Annotated in this window: 14 protein-coding genes; 7 read left to right on the top strand and 7 right to left on the bottom strand. The window is 66.3% G+C overall.

Translation table 11 applies throughout. From position 1 onward, the window contains the following. Positions 1-17 precede the first annotated feature (17 nt). Positions 18-296 carry a hypothetical protein gene (locus FHW84_RS09440; RefSeq protein WP_243868054.1) on the bottom strand — a complete coding sequence of 93 codons (279 nt, stop codon included), beginning with the start codon at positions 294-296 and terminating at the stop codon, positions 18-20. Positions 297-799: 503 nt separating this feature from the next. Here FHW84_RS09440 and mnmG point away from each other — a divergent pair. The 4 genes from mnmG to FHW84_RS09420 all read left to right on the top strand — a co-directional run bounded on the left by mnmG (position 800) and on the right by FHW84_RS09420 (position 7977). Next, positions 800-2674, top strand: coding sequence for a tRNA uridine-5-carboxymethylaminomethyl(34) synthesis enzyme MnmG (gene mnmG / locus FHW84_RS09435; protein WP_167254796.1), 1875 nt, complete (start codon positions 800-802; stop codon positions 2672-2674). A gap of 85 nt (positions 2675-2759) precedes the next feature. Next, on the top strand, positions 2760-3533 hold the full coding sequence (locus FHW84_RS09430; protein ID WP_167254795.1) for an RDD family protein: 774 nt from the start codon (positions 2760-2762) through the stop codon (positions 3531-3533). Between the two features lie 145 nt (positions 3534-3678). After that, the gene (locus FHW84_RS09425; RefSeq protein WP_167254793.1) at positions 3679-6012 is read left to right on the top strand and encodes a Tex family protein; all 2334 of its coding nucleotides are present in this window, start codon (positions 3679-3681) and stop codon (positions 6010-6012) included. Between the two features lie 120 nt (positions 6013-6132). Then, positions 6133-7977: an autotransporter domain-containing protein gene (locus tag FHW84_RS09420; protein WP_167254791.1), complete on the top strand. Its 1845-nt coding sequence runs from the start codon at positions 6133-6135 to the stop codon at positions 7975-7977. Positions 7978-8060: 83 nt separating this feature from the next. Here FHW84_RS09420 and FHW84_RS09415 read toward each other — a convergent pair whose 3' ends face one another. Continuing rightward, a complete protein-coding gene (locus FHW84_RS09415; RefSeq protein WP_167254789.1) occupies positions 8061-8939 on the bottom strand; it encodes a DUF1481 domain-containing protein in 879 nt (292 codons plus the stop codon). Between the two features lie 303 nt (positions 8940-9242). Next, entirely contained in the window at positions 9243-12296 is a 3054-nt protein-coding gene (locus FHW84_RS09410) for a TonB-dependent receptor (RefSeq protein ID WP_167254787.1), read from the bottom strand. Between the two features lie 340 nt (positions 12297-12636). Here FHW84_RS09410 and FHW84_RS09405 point away from each other — a divergent pair, with 340 nt between their 5' ends. Continuing rightward, a complete protein-coding gene (locus FHW84_RS09405; RefSeq protein WP_167254785.1) occupies positions 12637-13203 on the top strand; it encodes a helix-turn-helix transcriptional regulator in 567 nt (188 codons plus the stop codon). Positions 13204-13264: 61 nt separating this feature from the next. Here FHW84_RS09405 and glyS read toward each other — a convergent pair whose 3' ends face one another. Beyond that, positions 13265-15412 carry a glycine--tRNA ligase subunit beta gene (gene glyS, locus FHW84_RS09400; protein ID WP_167254783.1) on the bottom strand — a complete coding sequence of 716 codons (2148 nt, stop codon included), beginning with the start codon at positions 15410-15412 and terminating at the stop codon, positions 13265-13267. Further along, the gene (gene glyQ, locus FHW84_RS09395; RefSeq protein WP_167254781.1) at positions 15409-16329 is read right to left on the bottom strand and encodes a glycine--tRNA ligase subunit alpha; all 921 of its coding nucleotides are present in this window, start codon (positions 16327-16329) and stop codon (positions 15409-15411) included. The genes glyS and glyQ overlap by 4 nt, the downstream gene beginning before the upstream one ends. 93 nt (positions 16330-16422) lie before the next feature. On the opposite strand from glyQ, the gene FHW84_RS09390 reads away from it, so the two are divergent. After that, positions 16423-18243, top strand: coding sequence for a GspE/PulE family protein (locus tag FHW84_RS09390; RefSeq protein WP_167254779.1), 1821 nt, complete (start codon positions 16423-16425; stop codon positions 18241-18243). Between the two features lie 39 nt (positions 18244-18282). Beyond that, positions 18283-19008, top strand: a complete 726-nt coding sequence (locus FHW84_RS09385; RefSeq protein WP_167254777.1) for a glutamine amidotransferase — start codon at positions 18283-18285, stop codon at positions 19006-19008. A gap of 3 nt (positions 19009-19011) precedes the next feature. On the opposite strand, the gene FHW84_RS09380 is transcribed toward FHW84_RS09385, so the two are convergent. Both FHW84_RS09380 and FHW84_RS09375 read right to left on the bottom strand, forming a co-directional pair. Next, positions 19012-19338 carry a DUF1820 family protein gene (locus tag FHW84_RS09380; RefSeq protein ID WP_167254775.1) on the bottom strand — a complete coding sequence of 109 codons (327 nt, stop codon included), beginning with the start codon at positions 19336-19338 and terminating at the stop codon, positions 19012-19014. A 10-nt stretch (positions 19339-19348) separates the two neighbouring features. Beyond that, positions 19349-20032, bottom strand: a complete 684-nt coding sequence (locus tag FHW84_RS09375; RefSeq protein ID WP_167254773.1) for a rhomboid family intramembrane serine protease — start codon at positions 20030-20032, stop codon at positions 19349-19351. Positions 20033-20408: the final 376 nt, after the last annotated feature.

Here is a 20408-nt window from a genome sequence, read left to right as displayed (position 1 = left end):
CGGCGCGCCGGGCCGCTTCAGACGACGAGGTGATCGAGCTCGCTGCGCAGGCGGTGCATGCGCGATTCCAGCCGGGGACGCAGCGAGCGGCGCTCGTCGTCGGCGCGCTGATCCAGATGCTCCATCGCCATTTCCACGCGACCCATTTCGATCAGCAGATCGTGGTGCGGAAAGAACGCCTTGAAGTCGATGCTCATGTCCATGGCCTTGCCCCCTTGAAACGCTACGGCGGGGAAGGCGAAGCAACCGGCGTGCCATTGTTTGTGATGTGCATCACGTGTCACCTGGATACTCATCACGGAATTCCCGGGCACGGATCACGAAATGACGCAGGACGTCAGCTGCTGCCGCGCTCCGGCACAAATCTCCGTTTTAGTCACCCCATGTTCACGCTGCAGGGGCAATTATCGCCTTCACGACGAGGCGGCAGCGCCGCCTGCGCCCACCGCATTCACGGTTTCTGGCGCCCGGCAACACGGTCATCCTGGATTCCCCCTGTTCCTGAGACCGCCGGGCGCCAGATCTTATTCTGGCCGGACCCAAGCTTCTCCCAGCCTCCGGCAAGCAGAAAAAACGACGGCGCCCAATGGGCGCCGTCTTGCTTCCTCTCCCCGGCACGCGACCGAACCCCTGTCCGTTCGGTCTCTGCGCGCGTCTCCGCGCAGCGTCTGCCCAGTGAAAGTGCACAGGGATAAAAGCAGGATCCGTGCCAGGAAAATGGCTCGACGTGCTAAGGCACTGATCGAGTTACCATATCGCTTTCTCCGCTCCACTCAGGCGCCCGCAGGCGGTCTTCACCATGCTTCACCCGATTCCCTACGACGTCATCGTGGTCGGCGGCGGCCATGCCGGCACCGAGGCCGCGCTCGCCGCGGCCCGCACCGGCGCGCGCACGCTGCTGCTCAGCCACAACATCGAGACCATCGGCCAGATGAGCTGCAACCCGGCCATCGGCGGCATCGGCAAGGGGCATCTGGTCAAGGAAATCGACGCCCTGGGCGGCGCCATGGCGCGCGCGGCCGACCGTGCCGGCATCCAGTGGCGCACGCTCAACGCCTCCAAGGGTCCGGCCGTGCGCGCCACGCGCTGCCAAGCGGACCGTGCGCTGTACAAGTCGGCAATCCGCCGCATCGTGGAAACCCAGCCCAACCTCGAACTGTTCCAGCAGGCCGTGGACGACCTGCTGCTGGAAGGCGGCCGCGTGGTCGGCGTGATGACCCAGATGGGCCTGAGCTTCCGCGCCCGGGCGGTGGTGCTCACCGCCGGCACCTTCCTGGCCGGCAAGATCCATATCGGCCAGGCGCAGTACGCCGGCGGCCGCGCCGGCGACCCGCCGGCCACCACCCTGGCGCAGCGCCTGCGCGAGCTGCCGGTGGCGGCCGACCGCCTGAAGACCGGCACGCCGCCGCGCATCGACCTGCGCAGCATCGACTTCACCGGCCTGGAAGAGCAGCCCGGCGACGATCCCGCCCCGGTGTTCTCCTACCTCGGTTCGCGCGGCGAGCACCCGCGCCAGGTCAGCTGCTGGATCACCCACACCAGCGAGCGCACCCACGAAGTGATCCGCGGCGCGCTCGACCGCTCGCCGCTGTACACCGGCCAGATCGAAGGCGTGGGCCCGCGCTACTGCCCCTCGATCGAGGACAAGGTGGTGCGCTTCGCCGAGAAGTCCTCGCACCAGATCTTCATCGAGCCGGAAGGGCTGGATACCTTCGAGATCTACCCGAACGGCATTTCCACCTCCCTGCCCTACGACGTGCAGCTGGACCTGGTGCATTCGATCAAGGGCTTCGAGCGCGCGCACATCACGCGCCCCGGCTATGCCATCGAATACGACTACTTCGACCCGCGCGGCCTGCAGCCCTGGCTGGAAACCAAGGGCATTCCCGGGCTGTACTTCGCCGGGCAGATCAACGGCACCACCGGCTACGAGGAAGCCGGCGCGCAGGGCCTGATCGCCGGCCTCAACGCCGCGCTGGCCACGCAGGGCAAGGCGCCGTGGTATCCGCGCCGCGACGAGGCCTACATCGGCGTGCTGATCGACGACCTCACCAGCAACGGCACCATCGAGCCCTACCGCATGTTCACCTCGCGCGCCGAGTACCGGCTGCATCTGCGCGAGGACAACGCCGACCTGCGCCTCACCGAAACCGGCCATGCGCTGGGCGTGGTGCCGCAGCAGCGCTTCGATGCGCTGCGCGCCAAGCGCGAAGCGGTGGAACGGGAAACGCAGCGCCTGGGCACGCTGTGGGCGGCGCCGAACAACGCGCTGGGCGCGGCGATCGAGCGCCAGCTCGGCATCGCGGTCAGCCGCGAGAGCAACGCGCTGGACCTGCTGCGCCGCCCGGAACTGGACTACGCCCGCCTGGCCACCGTGCCGGAACTGGGCCCCGCCGTGAGCGACGCCGACGTCGCCGCCCAGGTGGAAGTGCAGGCCAAGTACGCCGGCTACCTGGAGCGCCAGCGCGAGGAAATCGAACGCCAGCGCCGCCACGAGCAGACGGCCATTCCCGACGGCTTCGACTACGACAAGGTGCGCGGCCTGTCCGCCGAGGTGCTGCTCAAGCTCAAGCGCGCGCTGCCGCAGACCATCGGCCAGGCCTCGCGCATCAGCGGCGTCACCCCCGCGGCGATCTCGCTGCTGCTGGTGCATCTGAAGCGCCGCGCGGCCTGAGAGGCCCGCGGCGCCGCCGCGCACGGGCATGGAACCGCTGCGCGGGCGTGGCATGATGCGGCTTCCACCGATGGGAGCACGAACGATGGAAGTCTGGATCGGCCGGGATGGCGAGCGGCATGGCCCCTATAGCGAAAGCGACGTGCGCGAGTGGTTGCGCACCGGCAAAGTGAGCCCGGACGACCTGGGCTGGTACCAGGGCATGGCGGATTGGAAACCGCTGTCCGCGCTGTTTCCCGAAGAGCCGCCCGCGCTCGACCGCGTGTATTCCCCGCCCAAGGCCCCGCTGCAGACCGCACCCGGCGCCGAGCGCTCGCTGGAAGACCACGCCGGCTTCTGGAAGCGCGTGGTGGCCTACATCCTCGACTACATCGTGCTGGTCATCCCCAATCTGCTGATCAGCAAGATGCTCGGCGCCGATGCCGCGCAGAGCGCGCTGATGCAGAGCGCGCAGAGCGCCAGCGGCGATCCTTCCGCGCTGATGTCCGCCTACAGCGCGTTCTACGGCGCCATGCTGCCGGCGATGCTGGTGCAGATCGTGATCGCCTGGCTGTATTTCGCGCTGTGCGAGAGCTCGTCCTGGCAGGCCACGCTGGGCAAGCTGGCGATGGGCATCCGCGTGGTGGATCTCAAAGGCAACCGCATCAGCTTCCTGCGCGCCACCGGCCGCTATTTCGCCAAGATGCTCAGCGGCATGATCCTGTGCATCGGCTATCTGATGGTGGCCTTCACCGAGCGCAAGCAGGGCCTGCACGACATGATCGCCGGCACCCTGGTGCTGAACGGCCGCGCCAACGAACTGGCGAATGCCGCATCCGCGCCGCCGAACGAGACGAACAAGGGTTCGTTCAACGCCTGACCCCTGAGCTCGCGCACCGAGCCCGCGCAGGGAGCCCTGGCGTTCCCTGCGTTTTTCGGCCTTTCCCACGCTTGTTATCATTCCACGCCCGACCGGCGCGGCATGCCGCGCCCCTTTGTGTCTTCCAAGGAATCGTCAGTACCCCATGCTCAGCATCGAACATCGCATTGCCCAGGACATCGCCGCCAAACCGGACCAGGTCATCGCGGCCGTCGACCTGCTGGACGGCGGCGCCACCGTGCCGTTCATCGCGCGCTACCGCAAGGAAGCCACCGGCGGCCTCGACGACACCCAGCTGCGCCTGCTCGAAGAACGCCTGCGCTACCTGCGCGAGCTGGAAGACCGCCGCGGCGCGATCCTGGCCAGCGTCGAGGAACAGGGCAAGCTCACCGATGCGCTCAAGCGCGACATCCTCGACGCCGACACCAAGGCGCGCCTGGAAGACCTCTATCTGCCGTACAAGCCCAAGCGCCGCACCAAGGCGCAGATCGCGCGCGAAGCCGGCCTGGAGCCGCTGGCGCTGGGCCTGCGCAACGATCCCACGCAGGCGCCCGAGGCCTTCGCCGCGCAGTTCGTCGACGCCGAGAAGGGCGTGGCCGACGTGCGCGCCGCGCTCGACGGCGCGCGCGCGATCCTGATGGAAAGCATCGCCGAAGACGCCCACCTGGTCGGCGAGCTGCGCGACTGGCTGTGGGACAAGGGCCAGATCCGCGCCAAGGTGGTGGAAGGCAAGGAGAACGAAGGCGCGAAGTTCCGCGACTACTTCGACCACATGGAAGCGATCGGCAAGATCCCCTCGCACCGCCTGCTGGCGCTGATGCGCGCGCGCAACGAGGGCGTGATCGAACTGGAACTGGCGCCCACCGCCGACGCCGAGCAGGGCCACCTGGAAGGCGAAGGCCGCGTGGCCGCGCATGCCGGCATTCATGACCGCGGCCGCCCCGCCGACGCCTGGCTGCGCGAAACCGTGCGCCTGACCTGGCGCGTGAAGCTGCACCTGCACCTCACGCTGGACCTGTTCGGCCGCGTGCGCGAAAGCGCCGAGGACGAAGCGATCCGCGTGTTCGGCGACAACCTCAAGGACCTGATGCTGGCCGCGCCGGCCGGCGCCAGGACGGTGATGGGCCTGGACCCGGGCATCCGCACCGGCGTGAAGGTCGCGGTGGTGGACGCCACCGGCAAGGTGCTGGCCACCGACACCGTGTATCCGCACGAGCCGCGCAACCAGTGGGACCAGTCCATCGCGCGCCTGGCCGTGCTGTGCAAGCAGCATGGCGTGAACCTGATCGCGATCGGCAACGGCACCGCCTCGCGCGAGACCGACAAGCTGGCCGGCGAGCTGATCAAGAAGCACGCGGACCTGAAGCTGTCGAAGATCGTGGTGAGCGAAGCCGGCGCCTCGGTGTATTCGGCCTCGGAAGTGGCGGCCAAGGAATTCCCCGACATGGACGTGAGCCTGCGCGGCGCCGTATCCATCGCGCGCCGCCTGCAGGACCCGCTGGCCGAGCTGGTGAAGATCGAGCCCAAGGCCATCGGCGTGGGCCAGTACCAGCACGACGTGAACCAGGTGAAGCTGGCGCGCGCGCTGGACGCCAGGGTCGAGGACTGCGTGAACGCGGTGGGCGTGGACGTGAATACCGCTTCGGCCGCGCTGCTCACCCGGGTGGCGGGCTTAAGCGCCAGCGTGGCCGAGAACGTGGTCAAGCACCGCGACGCCAACGGCCCGTTCCCCAACCGCATGGCCCTGCTGAAAGTGCCGCGCCTGGGCGAGAAGGCGTTCGAGCAGTGCGCAGGCTTCCTGCGCATTCCCAGCGGCGACAATCCGCTGGATGCGAGCTCGGTGCATCCGGAAGCTTATCCGGTGGTGGAGCGCATCATTGCTCAGTGCGGGCGCGAGGTGAAAAGCATCATCGGCGACAGCGGCTTCCTGCGCGGCCTCAAGCCCGAGCAATACACCGACGAGCGCTTCGGCGTGCCGACCGTGCGCGACATCCTGAAAGAACTGGAGAAGCCCGGCCGCGACCCGCGCCCAGAGTTCGTCGCGCCGAGCTTCGCCGAGGGCGTGGAAGACCTGAAGGACCTGCGTCCCGGCATGATCCTGGAAGGCCGCGTCACCAACGTGGCCGCGTTCGGCGCCTTCGTCGACATCGGCGTGCACCAGGACGGCCTGGTGCACGTGTCGGCGCTGTCGCACACCTTCGTCAAGGATCCGCGCGATGCGGTGAAGGCCGGCGACATCGTCAAGGTCAAGGTGATGGAAGTGGACCTGCCGCGCCAGCGCATCGGCCTGTCCATGCGCCTGGACGACGAGCCGGGCCAGGCCCGCGGCGGCCGCCCGGCCGGCGGCGGCAACAGCGACAACCGCGGCGGTCCGCGCGACGGCCGCGGACCGCGCCCGGGCGGCGGCGCGCCCAAGCCGGCGGCGGCGCCGGCCAACAGTGCGTTCGCGGATGCGCTGTCGCGCGCCATGAAGCGCTGAGCCCGGCCCTGTCCGACCATGCTGCGCTGCGATGCAGCGCAGCATGCGCTGACGTATGGGCATGCATTACCGTAACGCGCGAATAACAAAAGCCATCCCGGCTCAAGGAGCGTTACCGACATGCCCCGCATCCGCCATCTCGCCGGCGCCATCGCCGCCGGCCTGCTGTTCAGCACTGCCGCCGCCGCCACCGACTTCAGCAAGGTCGTGGTCATCGGCGACAGCCTCAGCGACGCCGGCAACATCGCCAAGCTGTCGGGTTCGCCGACCCCGCTGCGTTTCACCACCAACCCCGGCACCACCACGGCGGAGAACGTCGCCGCGGCACTGGGCCTGCCGGTGACGGCGTCCCTCTCCGGCGGCACCGACTACGCCTTCGGCGGCGCCGGCCTGCAGCACAACTCGCCGGGCACCCCGGCCGGCGTGCCGATGCTGCCGCAGCAGTTCCAGATGTACCTGGCGGCGAACGGCGGCCACGCCGACGGCAAGGCGCTGTACCAGGTCTGGGGCGGCGCCAACGACATCTTCTACCTGACCGCCAGCTCGACCAATCCGAACGTGCTGGCCGCGGGCGCCGTGTCCGCCGCGCAGACCGAAGTGGGCCTGATCGGCCAGATGCAGGCTGCCGGCGCCAAGTACGTGGTGGTCTACAACCTGCCCGACATCGGCAAGACCCCGTCCGGCCTCGCCGGCGGCGCGGCCGCCTCGGCCGGCGCCACTCAGCTGTCGCTCGCCTTCAACGGCGTGCTCAATGCGGGCATCACCCAGCTGAGCAACAACGGCCTGAACGTGATCCCGGTGAACACCTTCCAGCTGCTCAACGAGGTGATCGCCAACCCGTCGGCCTACGGCTTCACCAATGTCACCACGCCGGCCTGCAACGGCAGCTCGGTGCAGTGCGGCCCGGCCGGTTCCGGCCTGCCCTTCAGCTACGCCGCGGGCACCAACAACACCTATCTGTTCGCCGACGGCGTGCACCCGACCACCGCCGCCCACGCCATGCTGGGCCAGTACGTGGTGTCGCTGATCCAGGCGCCGGGCCAGATCTCCATGCTGGGCGAAGCCCCGCTGGCCGCTGCTGCCGCGCAGACCCGCGCCATCCGCAACGAGATGCTGGCCGACGCTGTGGGCAGCGACACGCGCTTCTTCGCCAACGTCGACTACGCCCACCAGCGCTTCGACGAGCAGAGCAGCTCGCCCAAGACCACCAGCAACAACGTCAACCTGACCGTCGGCGCCGACGTGCGCGCCAGCGAGCACATCTCGATGGGCGTGGCGCTGGGCATCGGCCAGCACAATGCCGATTTCGCCGGCGGCGGCGGCTACAAGCTGCAGGACATCAGCGGCCTGGGTTACCTCACGTACCACAACGGCGGCGGCTACATCGGCGGCTACCTGAACTACGCGCAGTCGAACTTCACCGACATCGAGCGCCGCATCCAGCTCGGCGCCATGTCGCGCAGCGAGAGCGGCAAGGCCGACGGCAATCGCCTCGGCGGCGGCGCCACCGGCGGCTGGTGGTTCAACTTCGACTCGATCCGCACCGGTCCGTTCGCCACGGTGGAATGGCAGACCGTGAAGGTCAACGGCTACACCGAAAGCGGCAATGACAGCACCACCATGTGGTTCGGCCGCCAGCAGCGCGACGCGCTGATCTCCACCCTGGGCTGGCGCCTGCAGGGCCATTGGCAGGCCGGCGGCATGATGCTGGCGCCGTACGCCGAGCTGGCCTGGAACCACGACAGCAAGGCCGACCCGCGCAGCGTCACCGCCGGTGTGGTCAGCATGCCCGGCCAGTTCGCCCTCACCGGCTTCCTGCCGGACAAGACCTGGGGCACCGCCGACGTGGGCGTGTCCGCCCAGTTCAGCGAGAACGTCACCGGCTGGGTGGGCTACAGCGGCCGCTTCGGCGACGACAGCCAGAAGTACAACAGCGTCAACCTGGGCGTGAAAGTCGGCTTCTGAGCCGGCTTTCCAGCCACGCCAAATAAAAAAGCCGTCCGCGCGAGCGGACGGCTTTTTTCATGCCCTGAAGGCGGCAGCGGCGCTTACTTGTTCTTGCCGTTGGTGGCCAGGCTCAGGATGCTGGTGGCCTGCTTCTGCAGGCTGGCGGCTTCGTCGTCGGCCAGCGCGTCGGTCTTGCTGCCGGCCTGTTCCTGCTTCAGCACCAGGGCGCCGTCGGCGTTCCAGCCGGCGCGCTCGGTGGAGCTGGGCTTGCCGTCCTTGCTCGGCTTCTTCTGCTGCACCACGACCCACGGCTTGCCGTCCTTGTAGGCGTAGTCGGTGGTGGTGAAGCCCTTGTCGCCGTAGTCCACCTGCTCGCGGATGAACTTCACTTCGCCGGCTTCGCGGAACACCTGCCAGCCGCGCGAGACCTTGTCTTCCAGCTTGGTGCCGCTGGTGATCTTCATGCCGCCGATCTGCTTCTGCACCGCATTGAACGCGGCCAGTTCCTTCTCGCCCGGGGTCTGCTCGCCCACCAGCTGGATCGACACCTGGTTGCCGGCGCCCTTGGTCAGTACCGGCGTCTGCAGCGGCGCGGTGTAGCGGCGGTCGCCGTCGGTCAGCACGGCCTGCACGATGTACATGCTGTTCGGGTTGACGTCGGCCGGATTGAATTCCAGCTCGAACGACTGCGGCAGGTTCGCCACCGGATCGATCGTCTTGCTGGCCAGCGGGGTGCCGTCCTGGGCCGGATCGAGCAGCTTGATCTCAAGCTTGGCCTGCGGGGACACCTGGCTGGCGGCATCGCGCAGCGCCACGGTGCCGCTGACCGCATTGGCCTTGGTCGGCTGCTGGCCGGGCGCCGAAGCCGCCGGCGCGGACTCGCCGCCAGCCGACGCCGCGGGCTGCGACGAATCAGAAGAATTGCAGCCGGCGAGAGCGAGCGCTGCTACCGACACCAGTGACCAGACGATCCTGCGCATTGGGGAACCTCAATCAATCGATACAAACACGGTCACGAAAGCTCTGGCGCTCAGGGGCGCGAGTCATTTTCGCGGGGGAAGTTCGGAGAATACCCCAAAATTTATGAATCGGACAAAGTCAAGATTACTTTATGCATTCCATACGTCATCGCATGGAAATAGTCGACTCGACAATGGTAATAGCCATCGAATCAGTCATTTAGATAAAAATCTTACAAAAAAGAGGCCGCATGTCGCGTGCGGCCCAGGGAGATCCCCGCCCGTGAGAGCGGGGCATTTATTGGAAGAATCCCTACGGCTAAGTCAGAGCGAGAAGTCGTACTGAGCTGCCACACGCACATAGCGCGGCGTCTGGTAGCTGGTCGGCGTCCCGAAGGTGCTCTGGTAGTAATCCGTCGCATTGGTCTCGCCCGCCTCGTCGATGGTCAGCGGGGTGTGGCGGTTGAACACGTTGGTGATGTCCATGCTCAGCTGCAGACCCTTGGCCCATGCCGGCTTGTAGTTCACGCCCAGATCCAGGTTCCACAGGGTCTTGGTGCGACCCAGGCTGCCGCGCGCCACCGGCTGGCCCTGGCAATAGAAGTAGGAGGCGTTGCTGCCGTAGCCGGCATACGCATCCCAATCTTCATTCACGCCAAAGCAGTTCTTCGGACGTCCGGTCTGCACCAGCAGATTGGCGCCCACCATCCATTCCGGGGTGACCTGCCAGGAGCCGTACACCTTGATCGTGTGCTTGCGATCATTCGGCAGGTTGCCGTTGCTGTAGTACATCAGCTCGGGATAGTCGAAGTCCTGCGTGGTGCCCGTATCGGCCTGGCCGATGTCGGACTTCACCAGGCCTTCGGTGTTGCCGTAGCTCTTGGCCCACACGTACGAGGCCTTGACGTACCACTTGTCGTTCCAGCTCTTCTCGGCCGACAGCTCCACCGAGGAGAACGAACGCTTGGCCTTCGGCTGGCCCAGGTCATGCGAGGACAACTTTACGTGGCGCGAGATGCCGGCGTCGGCGTCGTCCTGGGTGAGCGGGATGTTGAGATCCACGCCGCGGCCCGGGTTGAAGATGTAGCAGCCCGGCACGCCGCTGGGCGTGCTTTCCGGTACGCCGCCCGGATTGGCGTCGCTCTGCGGCGGCAGGCCCAGCACGTTCACCGCGTAGTTGTAGAACGGGCGCCAGTCGCAGGCGTCGTCGATGGCGTTGCGCAGCTTGCGGTGCATCAGGCGGATGCCGACGGTCCAGTCGTTGTCCAGCTGCTTCTGCGCGCCGAGGATGAACTCGTCCTGCTTGTACGGCTTGAGATCCTTGTCGGCCACCCACGAAGCCTGCGGCGTCCTGCCGTTGGCGCCGTTGGCGTAATAGGTCTCCGCATAGGCGACGCGATCGTGGTTCGGATCGGCATCCGGAATGTTCTGCAGGCCGATCGGCGCGCCGGTGATCGGATTGACGCCGGTGTAGTACTGGTCGTGGATGCTGTAGATCGACGCGCTGGCCGCACGCAGCGCCACGTTCGCCGCGATCGGCAGCGAGTAGGTGCCGGCGGTGCCATAGATCTTCAGCGACGAATCGCCCATCACGTCCCAGGAAAAGCCCAGGCGCGGCTGCCAGATGTTGCTTTGCTTGACGTAGCTTTCGCCGGCGCCGTTCTTGTTGTTGAAGCCGTCGTTGCGCACGCCGACGTAAGCGAGGAAGCGGTCGGTGATCGCCCAGTTGTCTTCGATGTAGAAGGCCTTCTGCTCGATGTCGACCTTGCCGCCGGTCTGGAAGGCGATCGAGCGCACGTAGCTGGTTTCCGGCGAACCGGAGTTGTCCACGCCGCGCGCCGTCGGACGGGTGTAGTAATTGAAGTACACGCCGCCTTCGTACAGCGACTGGCCGGTGTCGGACATCCACTTGTCCTTGGTGTAGCCGGCGTGCAGGTCGTGGCTGTCGAGCTTCCATTCCAGGTCGATGCGGCCGGACTTCTTGTCGTCCTTGCCGCCGACCTTGTCGAAGGTGCTGGCGAAGTTGCAGGACGCGTACGGGTTGAGCGTCTTCAGCGTCGCCACGGGATAGCGGCGGTCGGCCACGGTCACGCAGCCCGGCTGGTTGAAGTCGCCGACCACGCCGTTGTACGACTCGTACAGGCCGTCCTTGCTCACCGCATAGGTGGTGCGCGCCGAACGCAGCTGGCCGTACATCGCGGTCAAGGTCAGCGTGTCGGTCAGATAGCTGGTGTAGTTGAGGATGTCGGTGCGGCCGCCGGTCTTCCAGTACTGCGTGCCCTGGTAAGAGCCGCGCAGCGGACGCTTGCTGGCATCCATGCCGCCCTTGTAGACGCGCTCGCTCTGGTGTTCGACGTCGCTGAAGCCGGTGTATTCCAGCACGTTGTTGTCGTTGATGTTCCAGTCGAGCTTGACCAGCCAGTACGGGTCTTTCCAGTGGTCGTCCAGCATGCCGCGCGAGCCGAGATCATTGCCGGGGCTGGAGTAGGTGCCGCCGTAGGTGGTGCGGTCGGTGTCGGTCTGGCTGTACAAGGCGTAGAAGAACAGCTTGTCCTTGATCAGCGGACCGCCCAGCCACACGCTCGCGATGCGCTCACTCTGCTCGTTCTTCTCGCGCACCGTCGCGAGGCGGCCGTTGTTGTAGTACAGGTTCGGATTGTTCGCGCGCAGGCTTTCCGGCGACCAGTCCACGCGTGCGCCGCCGGTCCACTCATTGCTGCCGCGCTTGGTGATCACGGACATCACGCCGCCGGTCGAATAGCCGTAGCGCGCGCCATAGCCGCCGCTCTTCACTTCCATCTGGCCGATGCCCTGGAACGGCACCTGCGAGTAGTTCAGGCCATTGAACTGGTTGGTGACGTTGAAGCCGTTGACGTAGTAGCTGTTCTCGGCCACCGACGAGCCGTTGAAGCTGGCCAGGTTGCCGAACTGGGCATCGCCCTTGGTCACGCCGGGAGCCAGCAGGGCCACCGCGGTCTGGTTCTGCGCGATCGGCAGATTGCGCAGCTGCGCGGCGGTGAAGACGGTGGCGGTTTCCACCTGGGCCACGTCGATGGAAGGCATCGCGTTGGCCGACACCTGCACCACGCCCAGTTCCTTCGCGCTCTTGCTCGCGCCGGGGCTGAGGTTGAGGTTCTGGCCGGCCACGACGGTGACTTCATGCGTCGACGGCGTGCCGTTTTCGTTGACGGTCAGCCGGTAGGTGCCCGGCGGCAGCGAACCGATGTTGAAGCGGCCATCGGCGCCCACCGTGACCTGGCGGCTGAAACCGTTGCCGGTGTTCTCCGCCTGCACGGTCGTGCCGGCGGCGGCGTTTCCGTAGATCGAACCCACCGTGCTCTGGGCGAATGCGACGCCACCGGTGAGAGTCAGGCTCAAAGCGAGTGCCAAGCGGGCACGGCGCAATTGCCGTGCGGCAATGACGGTATGCGAAACCATTTCGTTGTTCTCCCCTTGAATCACCCGGGCAATATTCCCGGGAAAAGTGAATTGCGATTTCTTCGCTCGCGCGTATTCCCAAATGGGAGTTCGTGCGTTTCCCCGCTCAGAAATCGACTTTCTTACGACAGCTTCACGTAAGAAATATCGACGCTAGATGAAGATCAGATAAACGTCAACCCTTTCGTAACAACTTGCCGTGTTATAGCCCGGCTAATACGTAAGCGGCCCGAAAGGCTGGCTTGCAAAAGTCAACTGCCAGACTACCCAGGAGATCCCCATGGCTACGCAAATAACTACGACGCCGCCGATCGGGGGCACCTTCGCCGATCGAGTCAAAGTGCTGATCCAGCGGGTCGGCAGCGTGACCGAGATCGCGCGAATGTGCGGTTTCTCCGAGGGCGTCGTGCGCAGCTGGCGCGACGGCAATACCGATCCTTCCCGTGCTCGTTGCGTGACGCTGGCCAAGACCATGGGTATTTCCCTGGTGTGGCTGGTGGCCGGCGAAGGTTCGATGATCCAGTCCGAAGCGATCACCTCCGGCGAAGAACTGGGCACCGAGACTTCGCTCACCAACCGCCAGCGCACCAAGCTGCGCACGGCCGCCGATACGCTGCATGCGAGCGGCGTGGCGATGGATCCGCACCGCCTGAACACGGCGCTGCGCATCCTGCAGTCCGAACTGGATCTGGCTGAGAGCAACCTGTCGCTGGCGGACAATGCGGACCTGCTGGCCGACCTGTATGAGATTCTCGGCCCGGGCGGCAACGACGTGGATGCGGCGGCGATGGTGGCGTTCAATCATCGCCTGGGCGACCGCCTCAAGCGCGATCGCCACCTGGCCTGAGCCAGGCGAATAAAAAAACGGCAGCCGCATGGCTGCCGTTTTTCGTTGTGCCGGCGAAAGTTCAGAGCCGCGCGATATCCGCGATGGCCGTGAACTGCGCCTGCAGCTGGCCGAGCAAGGCCAGGCGGTTCGCGCGCACCGCGGGATTTTCCGCGTTCACCAGCACGCCGTCGAAGAACGCATCCACCGGCGCCTGCAGCTGGGCCAGGCGGGTGAGCACGGCGGTGTAGTCGCCCGCCTGCAGGGCACCGGCCGTTTCCGACTTCGCCGCTGCCAGCGCCGACGCCAGCGCGCGCTCCGCATCCGCTTCGAAATGCGCGGGGTCGACCGCGCCCTGCACCGCTGGCGCGCCAGCTTCTTCGGCCTGCTTGCGCAGGATGTTCGCCACGCGCTTGTTGGCGGCGGCGAGGCTGAGCGCCTCCGGGCGGCGGCCGAATTCCGCCACCGCGCGCAGGCGGCGGTCGAAGTCGGCCAGCGAGGCCGGCGCCACCGCCAGCACGGCTTCGAACTGCTCGCCATTGAAACCTTGCTCGGCGTAGTAGCCGCGCAGGCGCTCGATGACGAAGTCGTACAGCTCGTCGACCAGCGCGGCGCGGCGCTTGCCGGCGTCCAGCGCCGGCACCTTGCCGTCCTTGCCGGGCTTCACGCCGGCGGCGAGCGCGGCTTCGGGGATCAGCTCCAGCGCCTCGGTGAAGCTGGCCTTGAGGTCCAGTTCCAGGCCGCCTTCCACCAGGGTGCGCGCCAGGCCGAGCGCGGCGCGGCGCAGGGCGAACGGGTCCTTGTTGCCGCTGGGCTTGAGGCCGACGGCGAAGATGCCGGCGAGGGTGTCCAGGCGCTCGGCCACGGCCAGCACCTGGCCGACCTTGCCCGCGGCGATGGCATCGCCGGCGAAGCGCGGCTGGTAGTAGCTGTCCAGCGCGGCGGCCACTTCGGCGGTTTCGCCGTGATGACTGGCGTAGTAGCGGCCCATCACGCCCTGCAGCTCGGGGAATTCGCCGACCATGCGCGTGAGCAGATCGCACTTGCTGAGCGCGGCGGCGCGGGTGGCCTGGCCGGCGTCGACCTCGACGCGATTGGCCACGATGCGCGCCAGTTCCGCCACGCGCACGCTCTTGTCCCACAGGCTGCCCAGCGACTGCTGGTAGGTGACGTTCTTGAGCTCGTCCTGGTAGCCGGCCAGCGGCGTCTTCAGGTCCTCGTCCCAGAAGAACTTGGCGTCGGCGAAGCGCGGGCGGATCACGCGCTCGTAGCCTTTGCGGATCTCGGCCGGATCCTTGCTCTCGATATTGGCGATGCCGATGAAATGCTCGGTGAGCTTGCCGCCGGCGTCGAACACCGGCACGAACTTCTGGTTGGTCTCCATGGTGGTGACCAGGGCTTCCGGCGGCACGGCCAGGAACTCGCGCTCGAAGGTGCAGGCGATGGCGGACGGCCATTCGGTGAGGTTGGCGATCTCGTCGAGCAGGGCGTCGTCCAGGCGCGGCAGGCCGCCGGTCTGCGCGGCGGCCCTGGCCACCTCGGCGCGGATGCGCTGGCGGCGCTCGGCCGGGTCGGCCAGCACGTGGGAGGCGCGCATCGAATCCAGCCAGATGTCGGCGTCGGCCACATGCACCGGATGCGGATGCAGGAAGCGATGGCCGCGCGACTTGCGGCCGCTCTTCAGGCCCAGCGCCTCGCCTTCCACGATGTCGGCGCCGTGCAGCATCACCAGCCAGTGGGCCGGGCGCACGAAGCTGTAGTCGTGATTGCCCCAGCGCATCGGCTTGGGGATGGGCAGGCTCTTGAGCGTTTCGTCGAGGATGTCCGGCAGCAGCGCGGCCAGCGGCTGGCCGGGCTTCACGGCGCGGAACACGAACCAGGCGCCCTTGTCGGTTTCGAGTTTTTTCAGCTGCTCGACAGTGACGCCGCAGGACTGCGCGAAACCTTGCAGCGCCTTGCTCGGGTTGCCTTCCGCATCGAGCGAGGCATTCACCGCTGGGCCGCGGCGCTCGATCGTCTGCTCCGGCTGCTGCGCGGCGACCTGCGGGATATGGACGGCCAAACGGCGCGGCGAAGCGAAGCCGCGCGCCAGATCCAGCGCGGCTTCGACGCCGCGCCTGGCCAGGCCGTCGCAGATGCCGCGCTGGAACGCGGCGGCGAGTTCGTCCAGCGCCTTGGGCGGCAGTTCTTCCGTGCCCAGTTCGATCAGCAGTGACTTGGCGGCGCTCATGCGGCCTGCTCCTTGGACGGCTTGGATTGCTTCTTCAGGCCCGGAAAACCGAGCTTTTCGCGCTGCGCGACGTAGGCCTCGGCCACCGCGCGGGCCAGCGTGCGCACGCGCAGGATGTAGCGCTGGCGCTCGGTGACGCTGATGGCGCGGCGCGCATCGAGCAGGTTGAAGGTGTGGCTGGCCTTCATCACCTGCTCGTAGGCCGGCAGCGGCAGGCCGGCGGCGATCAGCTTGTTGGCTTCGCCCTCGCATACGTCAAACCAGCGCAGCAGCTCCGGCACGTTGGCGTGCTCGAAGTTGTAGGTGCTCTGCTCGACTTCGTTCTGCAGGAACACGTCGCCGTAGGTGACGGTGCCATGCGGGCTTTCCGTCCACACCAGGTCGTAGACGTTGTCCACGTTCTGCAGGTACATGGCCAGGCGCTCGAGGCCGTAGGTGATCTCGCCGGTGACCGGCTTGCACTCCAGGCCGCCGGCCTGCTGGAAGTAGGTGAACTGGGTGACTTCCATGCCGTTCAACCACACTTCCCAGCCCAGGCCCCAGGCGCCCAGGGTGGGCGATTCCCAGTTGTCCTCGACGAAGCGCAGGTCGTGCACCAGCGGGTCCAGGCCCAGCTCCTTGAGCGAGCCGATGTACAGCTCGAGGATATTGTCCGGATTGGGCTTCATCACCACCTGGTACTGGTAGTAATGCTGCAGGCGGTTGGGGTTCTGGCCGTAGCGGCCGTCGGTGGGACGGCGCGAGGGCTGCACGTAGGCCGCGGCCCAGGGCTCCGGACCCAGCGAGCGCAGGAAAGTGGCGGGATGGAAGGTGCCGGCGCCGACCTCGGTATCGAGCGGCTGCAGCAACACGCAACCCTGCGCCGCCCAGTAGCGGTTGAGGGTCTGAATCACATCCTGGAAGGTACGTGCGGACATGGCTTTCCGTGACCTGGAATAAAGCGGGTTAGTATAGCCGCGCGCTATGCTCATGGCCTGATCGCGCGCAGAAAACCGAGGGGAATCCGACGCATGGCCGCCTCACCGCAAATCGCTTCGCTGCTGGGTCGACGCGGCAAGCTCACGCTCGACGACGTGCTGGCCGCCCTGGTGGTGGACGGTTTCGTCCAGGCCGAGGACGCCAAGAACGTCCGCATGGGCAACCGCAGCGGCCGCTCCTCGGTGGAGCTGCACCCGCTGGTGCTGATCGCCAACGCCAAGCTGCCGAACCTGCGCGACCCCGGCCGCCCGCTGAGCCTGGAGGTGCTGACCGAATGGCTGGCGAACCATGCGGGCCTGCCGTATCTGAAGATCGACCCGATGAAGATCAACGTGGCGGCGGTGACCCAGGTGGTCAGCAACGCCTACGCCACGCGCCACCGCATCCTGCCGGTGGCGGCCTCGCCCGGCGAGGTGACGTTCGCCACCTGCGAACCGTTCGATGCCGGCTGGGCGACCGATCTTTCCCACATGATCCGCCGCGACGTGAAGCGGGTGGTGTCCAATCCGCTGGACATCAATCGCTACCTGCTCGAGTTCTACGGCGTGCAGCGCTCGATCCAGCTGGCCCAGGACGCCAAGGCCAGCGGCTACGACTCCTCCGCCATCCTCAACTTCGAGCAGCTGGTGGAGCTGGGCAAGAGCGGGGAGGTCGGCGCGGACGACCGCCACGTCGTGCATATCGTGGACTGGCTGCTGCAGTACGCGTTCGAGCAGCGCGCCTCGGACATCCACCTGGAACCGCGCCGTGAAGCCGGGCTGATGCGTTTCCGCATCGACGGCGTGATGCACAAGGTGTTCGAGCTGCCGCCGCCGGTGATGACCGCGGTGACCGCGCGCATCAAGATCCTGTCGCGCATGGACGTGGCCGAGAAGCGCCGCCCGCAGGACGGCCGCATCAAGACGCGTTCGGCCGGCGGCCGCGAAGTGGAGCTGCGTATTTCCACCATGCCGACGGCGTTCGGCGAGAAGGTGGTGATGCGTATCTTCGATCCGGATATCGTCGCGAAGGATTTCTCGCAGATCGGTTTCTCGCCGGAAGAAGGCGCGCTATGGCGCAGCATGGTGGAGCGCCCGCACGGCATCGTGCTGGTCACAGGCCCTACCGGCTCGGGCAAGACCACCACGCTGTACTCCACGCTCAAGTACCTGGCCACGCCGGAACTCAATGTCTGCACGGTGGAAGACCCGATCGAAATGGTCTCGCCGGAACTCAACCAGATGCAGGTGCAGACCTCGATCGACCTGGATTTCGCCGCCGGCGTGCGCACCCTGCTGCGCCAGGATCCGGACATCATCATGGTGGGCGAGATCCGCGACCTGGAAACGGCGCAGATGGCGGTGCAGGCTTCGCTGACCGGCCACCTGGTGCTGTCGACGCTGCATACCAACGATGCGCCGAGCGCGGTGACGCGCCTGCTCGATCTGGGCGTGCCGCATTACCTGATCCAGTCGACGCTCACCGGCGTGGTGGCGCAGCGCCTGGTGCGTACGCTATGCCCGCATTGCAAGCAGGCAGCCGCGCAGGATCCGCACGAATGGACGGCGCTGACCCACGGCTGGTCGGTGCCGCTGCCGACTACGGTATTCAAGCCGGTGGGCTGCCTGGAATGCCGCAATACCGGCTTCATGGGGCGCACGGGCATCTATGAGATGATGATTCTGTCGGCGCGCCTGCGCAGCTTGCTGTCCTCGCAGCTGGATCTGGGCCGCTTCGGCACCGCCGCACTGGCCGAGGGCATGCAGCCGCTGCGTATATCGGCGGCGGCGCAGGTGGCGCGAGGACTCACCACGGTGCAGGAAGTGCTTACGGTGCTGCCGCCGATCGAGTTGCCGGAAGGCCATTCCCACTGACTGCGTTGAAGCTCGCCTGTTGATGAAACCTGCCTCTCGATGAAACCCGTTCTGATCATTCGTACCGGTCGTGCACCCGACCCGATCCGCGCCCGTCATGGCGATTTTCCGCACTGGTTCCGGCTCGGCGCGCAGCTTGCGCCGGAGCGGGTGCGTGTTGTCGATGTAGCCGCGGGCGAGGCTTTGCCGCCTCCTGGCGAAGTGGCCGGTGCGTTGATTACCGGCTCCGCGGCGATGGTGACGGAGCGCGCGGCATGGAGCGAGCGCACGGCGGGGTGGATCCGCGATGCGATGGATCTGGAGTTGCCGCTGTTCGGCGTCTGCTATGGCCATCAGCTGATGGCGCATGCGCTGGGTGGGCGGGTGGATTATCTGCCCGGCGGGCGCGAGATCGGCACGATGCTGATCCGGGTGGCGGAGCACGCCAAGAACGATGCGGTGGCCTCGACTTTGCCGGCTTCGTTCCGGGCGCACACCACGCATGAGCAGAGCGTGCTGGAGCTGCCGAAAGAGGCGACGGTGCTCGCGGGTTCGGAACGCGATCCCCATCATCTGCTGCGCTATGGCAAGAATGCGGTGAGCGTGCAGTTCCATCCGGAGTTCAACGCGGATGTGATGCGTGCGTACATCCATCGCAAGCGTGCCGACATGCATCGGGAAGGTTTCGATCCGCACCATACCTTCCGCCAGGTGGCGCCGACGCCGATCGCGCGGCGGCTGATGCGGTACTTCTCGCGCCATCACGGGATGGCGGCGCTGCGCTGACGATCAACGGTTGCCGCGTGGCGGCATCGGGAACGGCGTGACCTTCTGCCCGTCGCTGGCGTCGCGGATGGCCAGCGAGCCTTTGCGCTCGACTTCTTCGATCCGGATAACCGACTGCATGGGCAGATGCAGGACGCGGGTGTCCTTGAATTCCTCGCGCAGTTTTTCTTCGGTCGGGTCGACCAGAATGCCTTCGCCAGCGGGTTCGAACACGAGTTCACCTACTTCGGTGAAGCCCCATAGCGCGCTGGAAGCTACGTGCCGGGCGTAGAGCTCGTAGCTCTTGCCCAGATGCAGGAAGGTGACTTTGTAGAGTTTCTTGCTGCGCATGGATGCAAGTTTATCCGCGCATGCGCCGGACGACGGCATTGCGCGACAGCAGCGCATAGATCACGCCGAACAGGAAACCCGCGATGTGAGTCCACCACACGACGGCGCCGTAGCTGGGGCCGGCGTAGCTGAAAAGCAGCTGCAGCAATACCCAGATGCCAATAAGCAGGAAAGCGGGTACGCGAACGAATTCCAGGTAGAGACCCAGTGGCAGCACCAGGCCCAGGCGCTCGCGCGGAAATAGCGCGATGTAGGTGCCGAGCACGGCGGAAACCGCGCCGCTGCAGCCGATGATGGGGGAGTGCACACCGGCGAGCGAAAGTGCGCCGACCAGGTTGGCGACGATGCCGCCGAACAGGAACAACAGAAAAAAGCGCGCCGAACCGAGCGTGCGTTCGGATGGCAGTCCGAAGATCACCAGGAACAGCATATTGCCGAGCACATGCAGCCACGCGACGTGGATGAAGAGCGCGGTGACCAGGCGCAGCAGCGATGGATCGTGCAGCTGCGCAAGGATCGGTTCCTTGGCGTCGAAAATATTCGCCGGCACCGTGCCCCATTCGAGCAGCAGTGACAGGCGCTGGCGCGGCGGCAGCACGGCGAGTCCGATAAAGCTCAGCACGCAGGCCAGCACGAGCAACATGGTGACCCACGGCGTACGTTGCCGGCGGCGGGTTTCGACTTGGACAAACACGCGGTGATCCCCCGATTGGCGCATGGGTCCCTGAAGAGTCGAATCATAGGCCAAGCGGGTGTGGCGTATGGGCGTTCTTTGCTTGCTGTTTGGCGTTGTGGACGGTCGGATGGCCAAGCAGGTGGCGGTAGTGCGCTATTTACGCGGCTGGAACGCTGCCGCGGATTATGTGTACGGATTAACTCGTGTCGAATAGAGCGCTTATGACGTTATCGATATCGAGCACAAGGCGGAGCTAATGCAGTGATTATGTTTGGTGCAAGAAAAAACCCTCACCGAGGCGGTGAGGGTTTTAGGATAAAGCCCCTGGCGATGACCTACTCTTGCATAGCAAGCTACACTACCATCGGCGCAGCTGCGTTTCACTTCCGAGTTC

Origin of the sequence: Dyella sp. SG562 (assembly GCF_011759495.1) — a bacterium.
GTDB lineage: Bacteria > Pseudomonadota > Gammaproteobacteria > Xanthomonadales > Rhodanobacteraceae > Dyella_D > Dyella_D marensis.
The sequence above is the reverse complement of the archived record's forward strand: the minus strand, read 5'-3'. Positions and strand labels throughout refer to the sequence as shown.

What these genes read in the sequence shown, in the direction of transcription:
- FHW84_RS09440 (WP_243868054.1), bottom strand. Translation starts at nt 296, where the DNA reads ATGAGTATCCAGGTGACACGTGATGCACATCACAAACAATGGCACGCC.
- mnmG (WP_167254796.1), top strand. Translation starts at nt 800, where the DNA reads ATGCTTCACCCGATTCCCTACGACGTCATCGTGGTCGGCGGCGGCCAT.
- FHW84_RS09430 (WP_167254795.1), top strand. Translation starts at nt 2,760, where the DNA reads ATGGAAGTCTGGATCGGCCGGGATGGCGAGCGGCATGGCCCCTATAGC.
- FHW84_RS09425 (WP_167254793.1), top strand. Translation starts at nt 3,679, where the DNA reads ATGCTCAGCATCGAACATCGCATTGCCCAGGACATCGCCGCCAAACCG.
- FHW84_RS09420 (WP_167254791.1), top strand. Translation starts at nt 6,133, where the DNA reads ATGCCCCGCATCCGCCATCTCGCCGGCGCCATCGCCGCCGGCCTGCTG.
- FHW84_RS09415 (WP_167254789.1), bottom strand. Translation starts at nt 8,939, where the DNA reads ATGCGCAGGATCGTCTGGTCACTGGTGTCGGTAGCAGCGCTCGCTCTC.
- FHW84_RS09405 (WP_167254785.1), top strand. Translation starts at nt 12,637, where the DNA reads ATGGCTACGCAAATAACTACGACGCCGCCGATCGGGGGCACCTTCGCC.
- glyS (WP_167254783.1), bottom strand. Translation starts at nt 15,412, where the DNA reads ATGAGCGCCGCCAAGTCACTGCTGATCGAACTGGGCACGGAAGAACTG.
- glyQ (WP_167254781.1), bottom strand. Translation starts at nt 16,329, where the DNA reads ATGTCCGCACGTACCTTCCAGGATGTGATTCAGACCCTCAACCGCTAC.
- FHW84_RS09390 (WP_167254779.1), top strand. Translation starts at nt 16,423, where the DNA reads ATGGCCGCCTCACCGCAAATCGCTTCGCTGCTGGGTCGACGCGGCAAG.
- FHW84_RS09385 (WP_167254777.1), top strand. Translation starts at nt 18,283, where the DNA reads ATGAAACCCGTTCTGATCATTCGTACCGGTCGTGCACCCGACCCGATC.
- FHW84_RS09380 (WP_167254775.1), bottom strand. Translation starts at nt 19,338, where the DNA reads ATGCGCAGCAAGAAACTCTACAAAGTCACCTTCCTGCATCTGGGCAAG.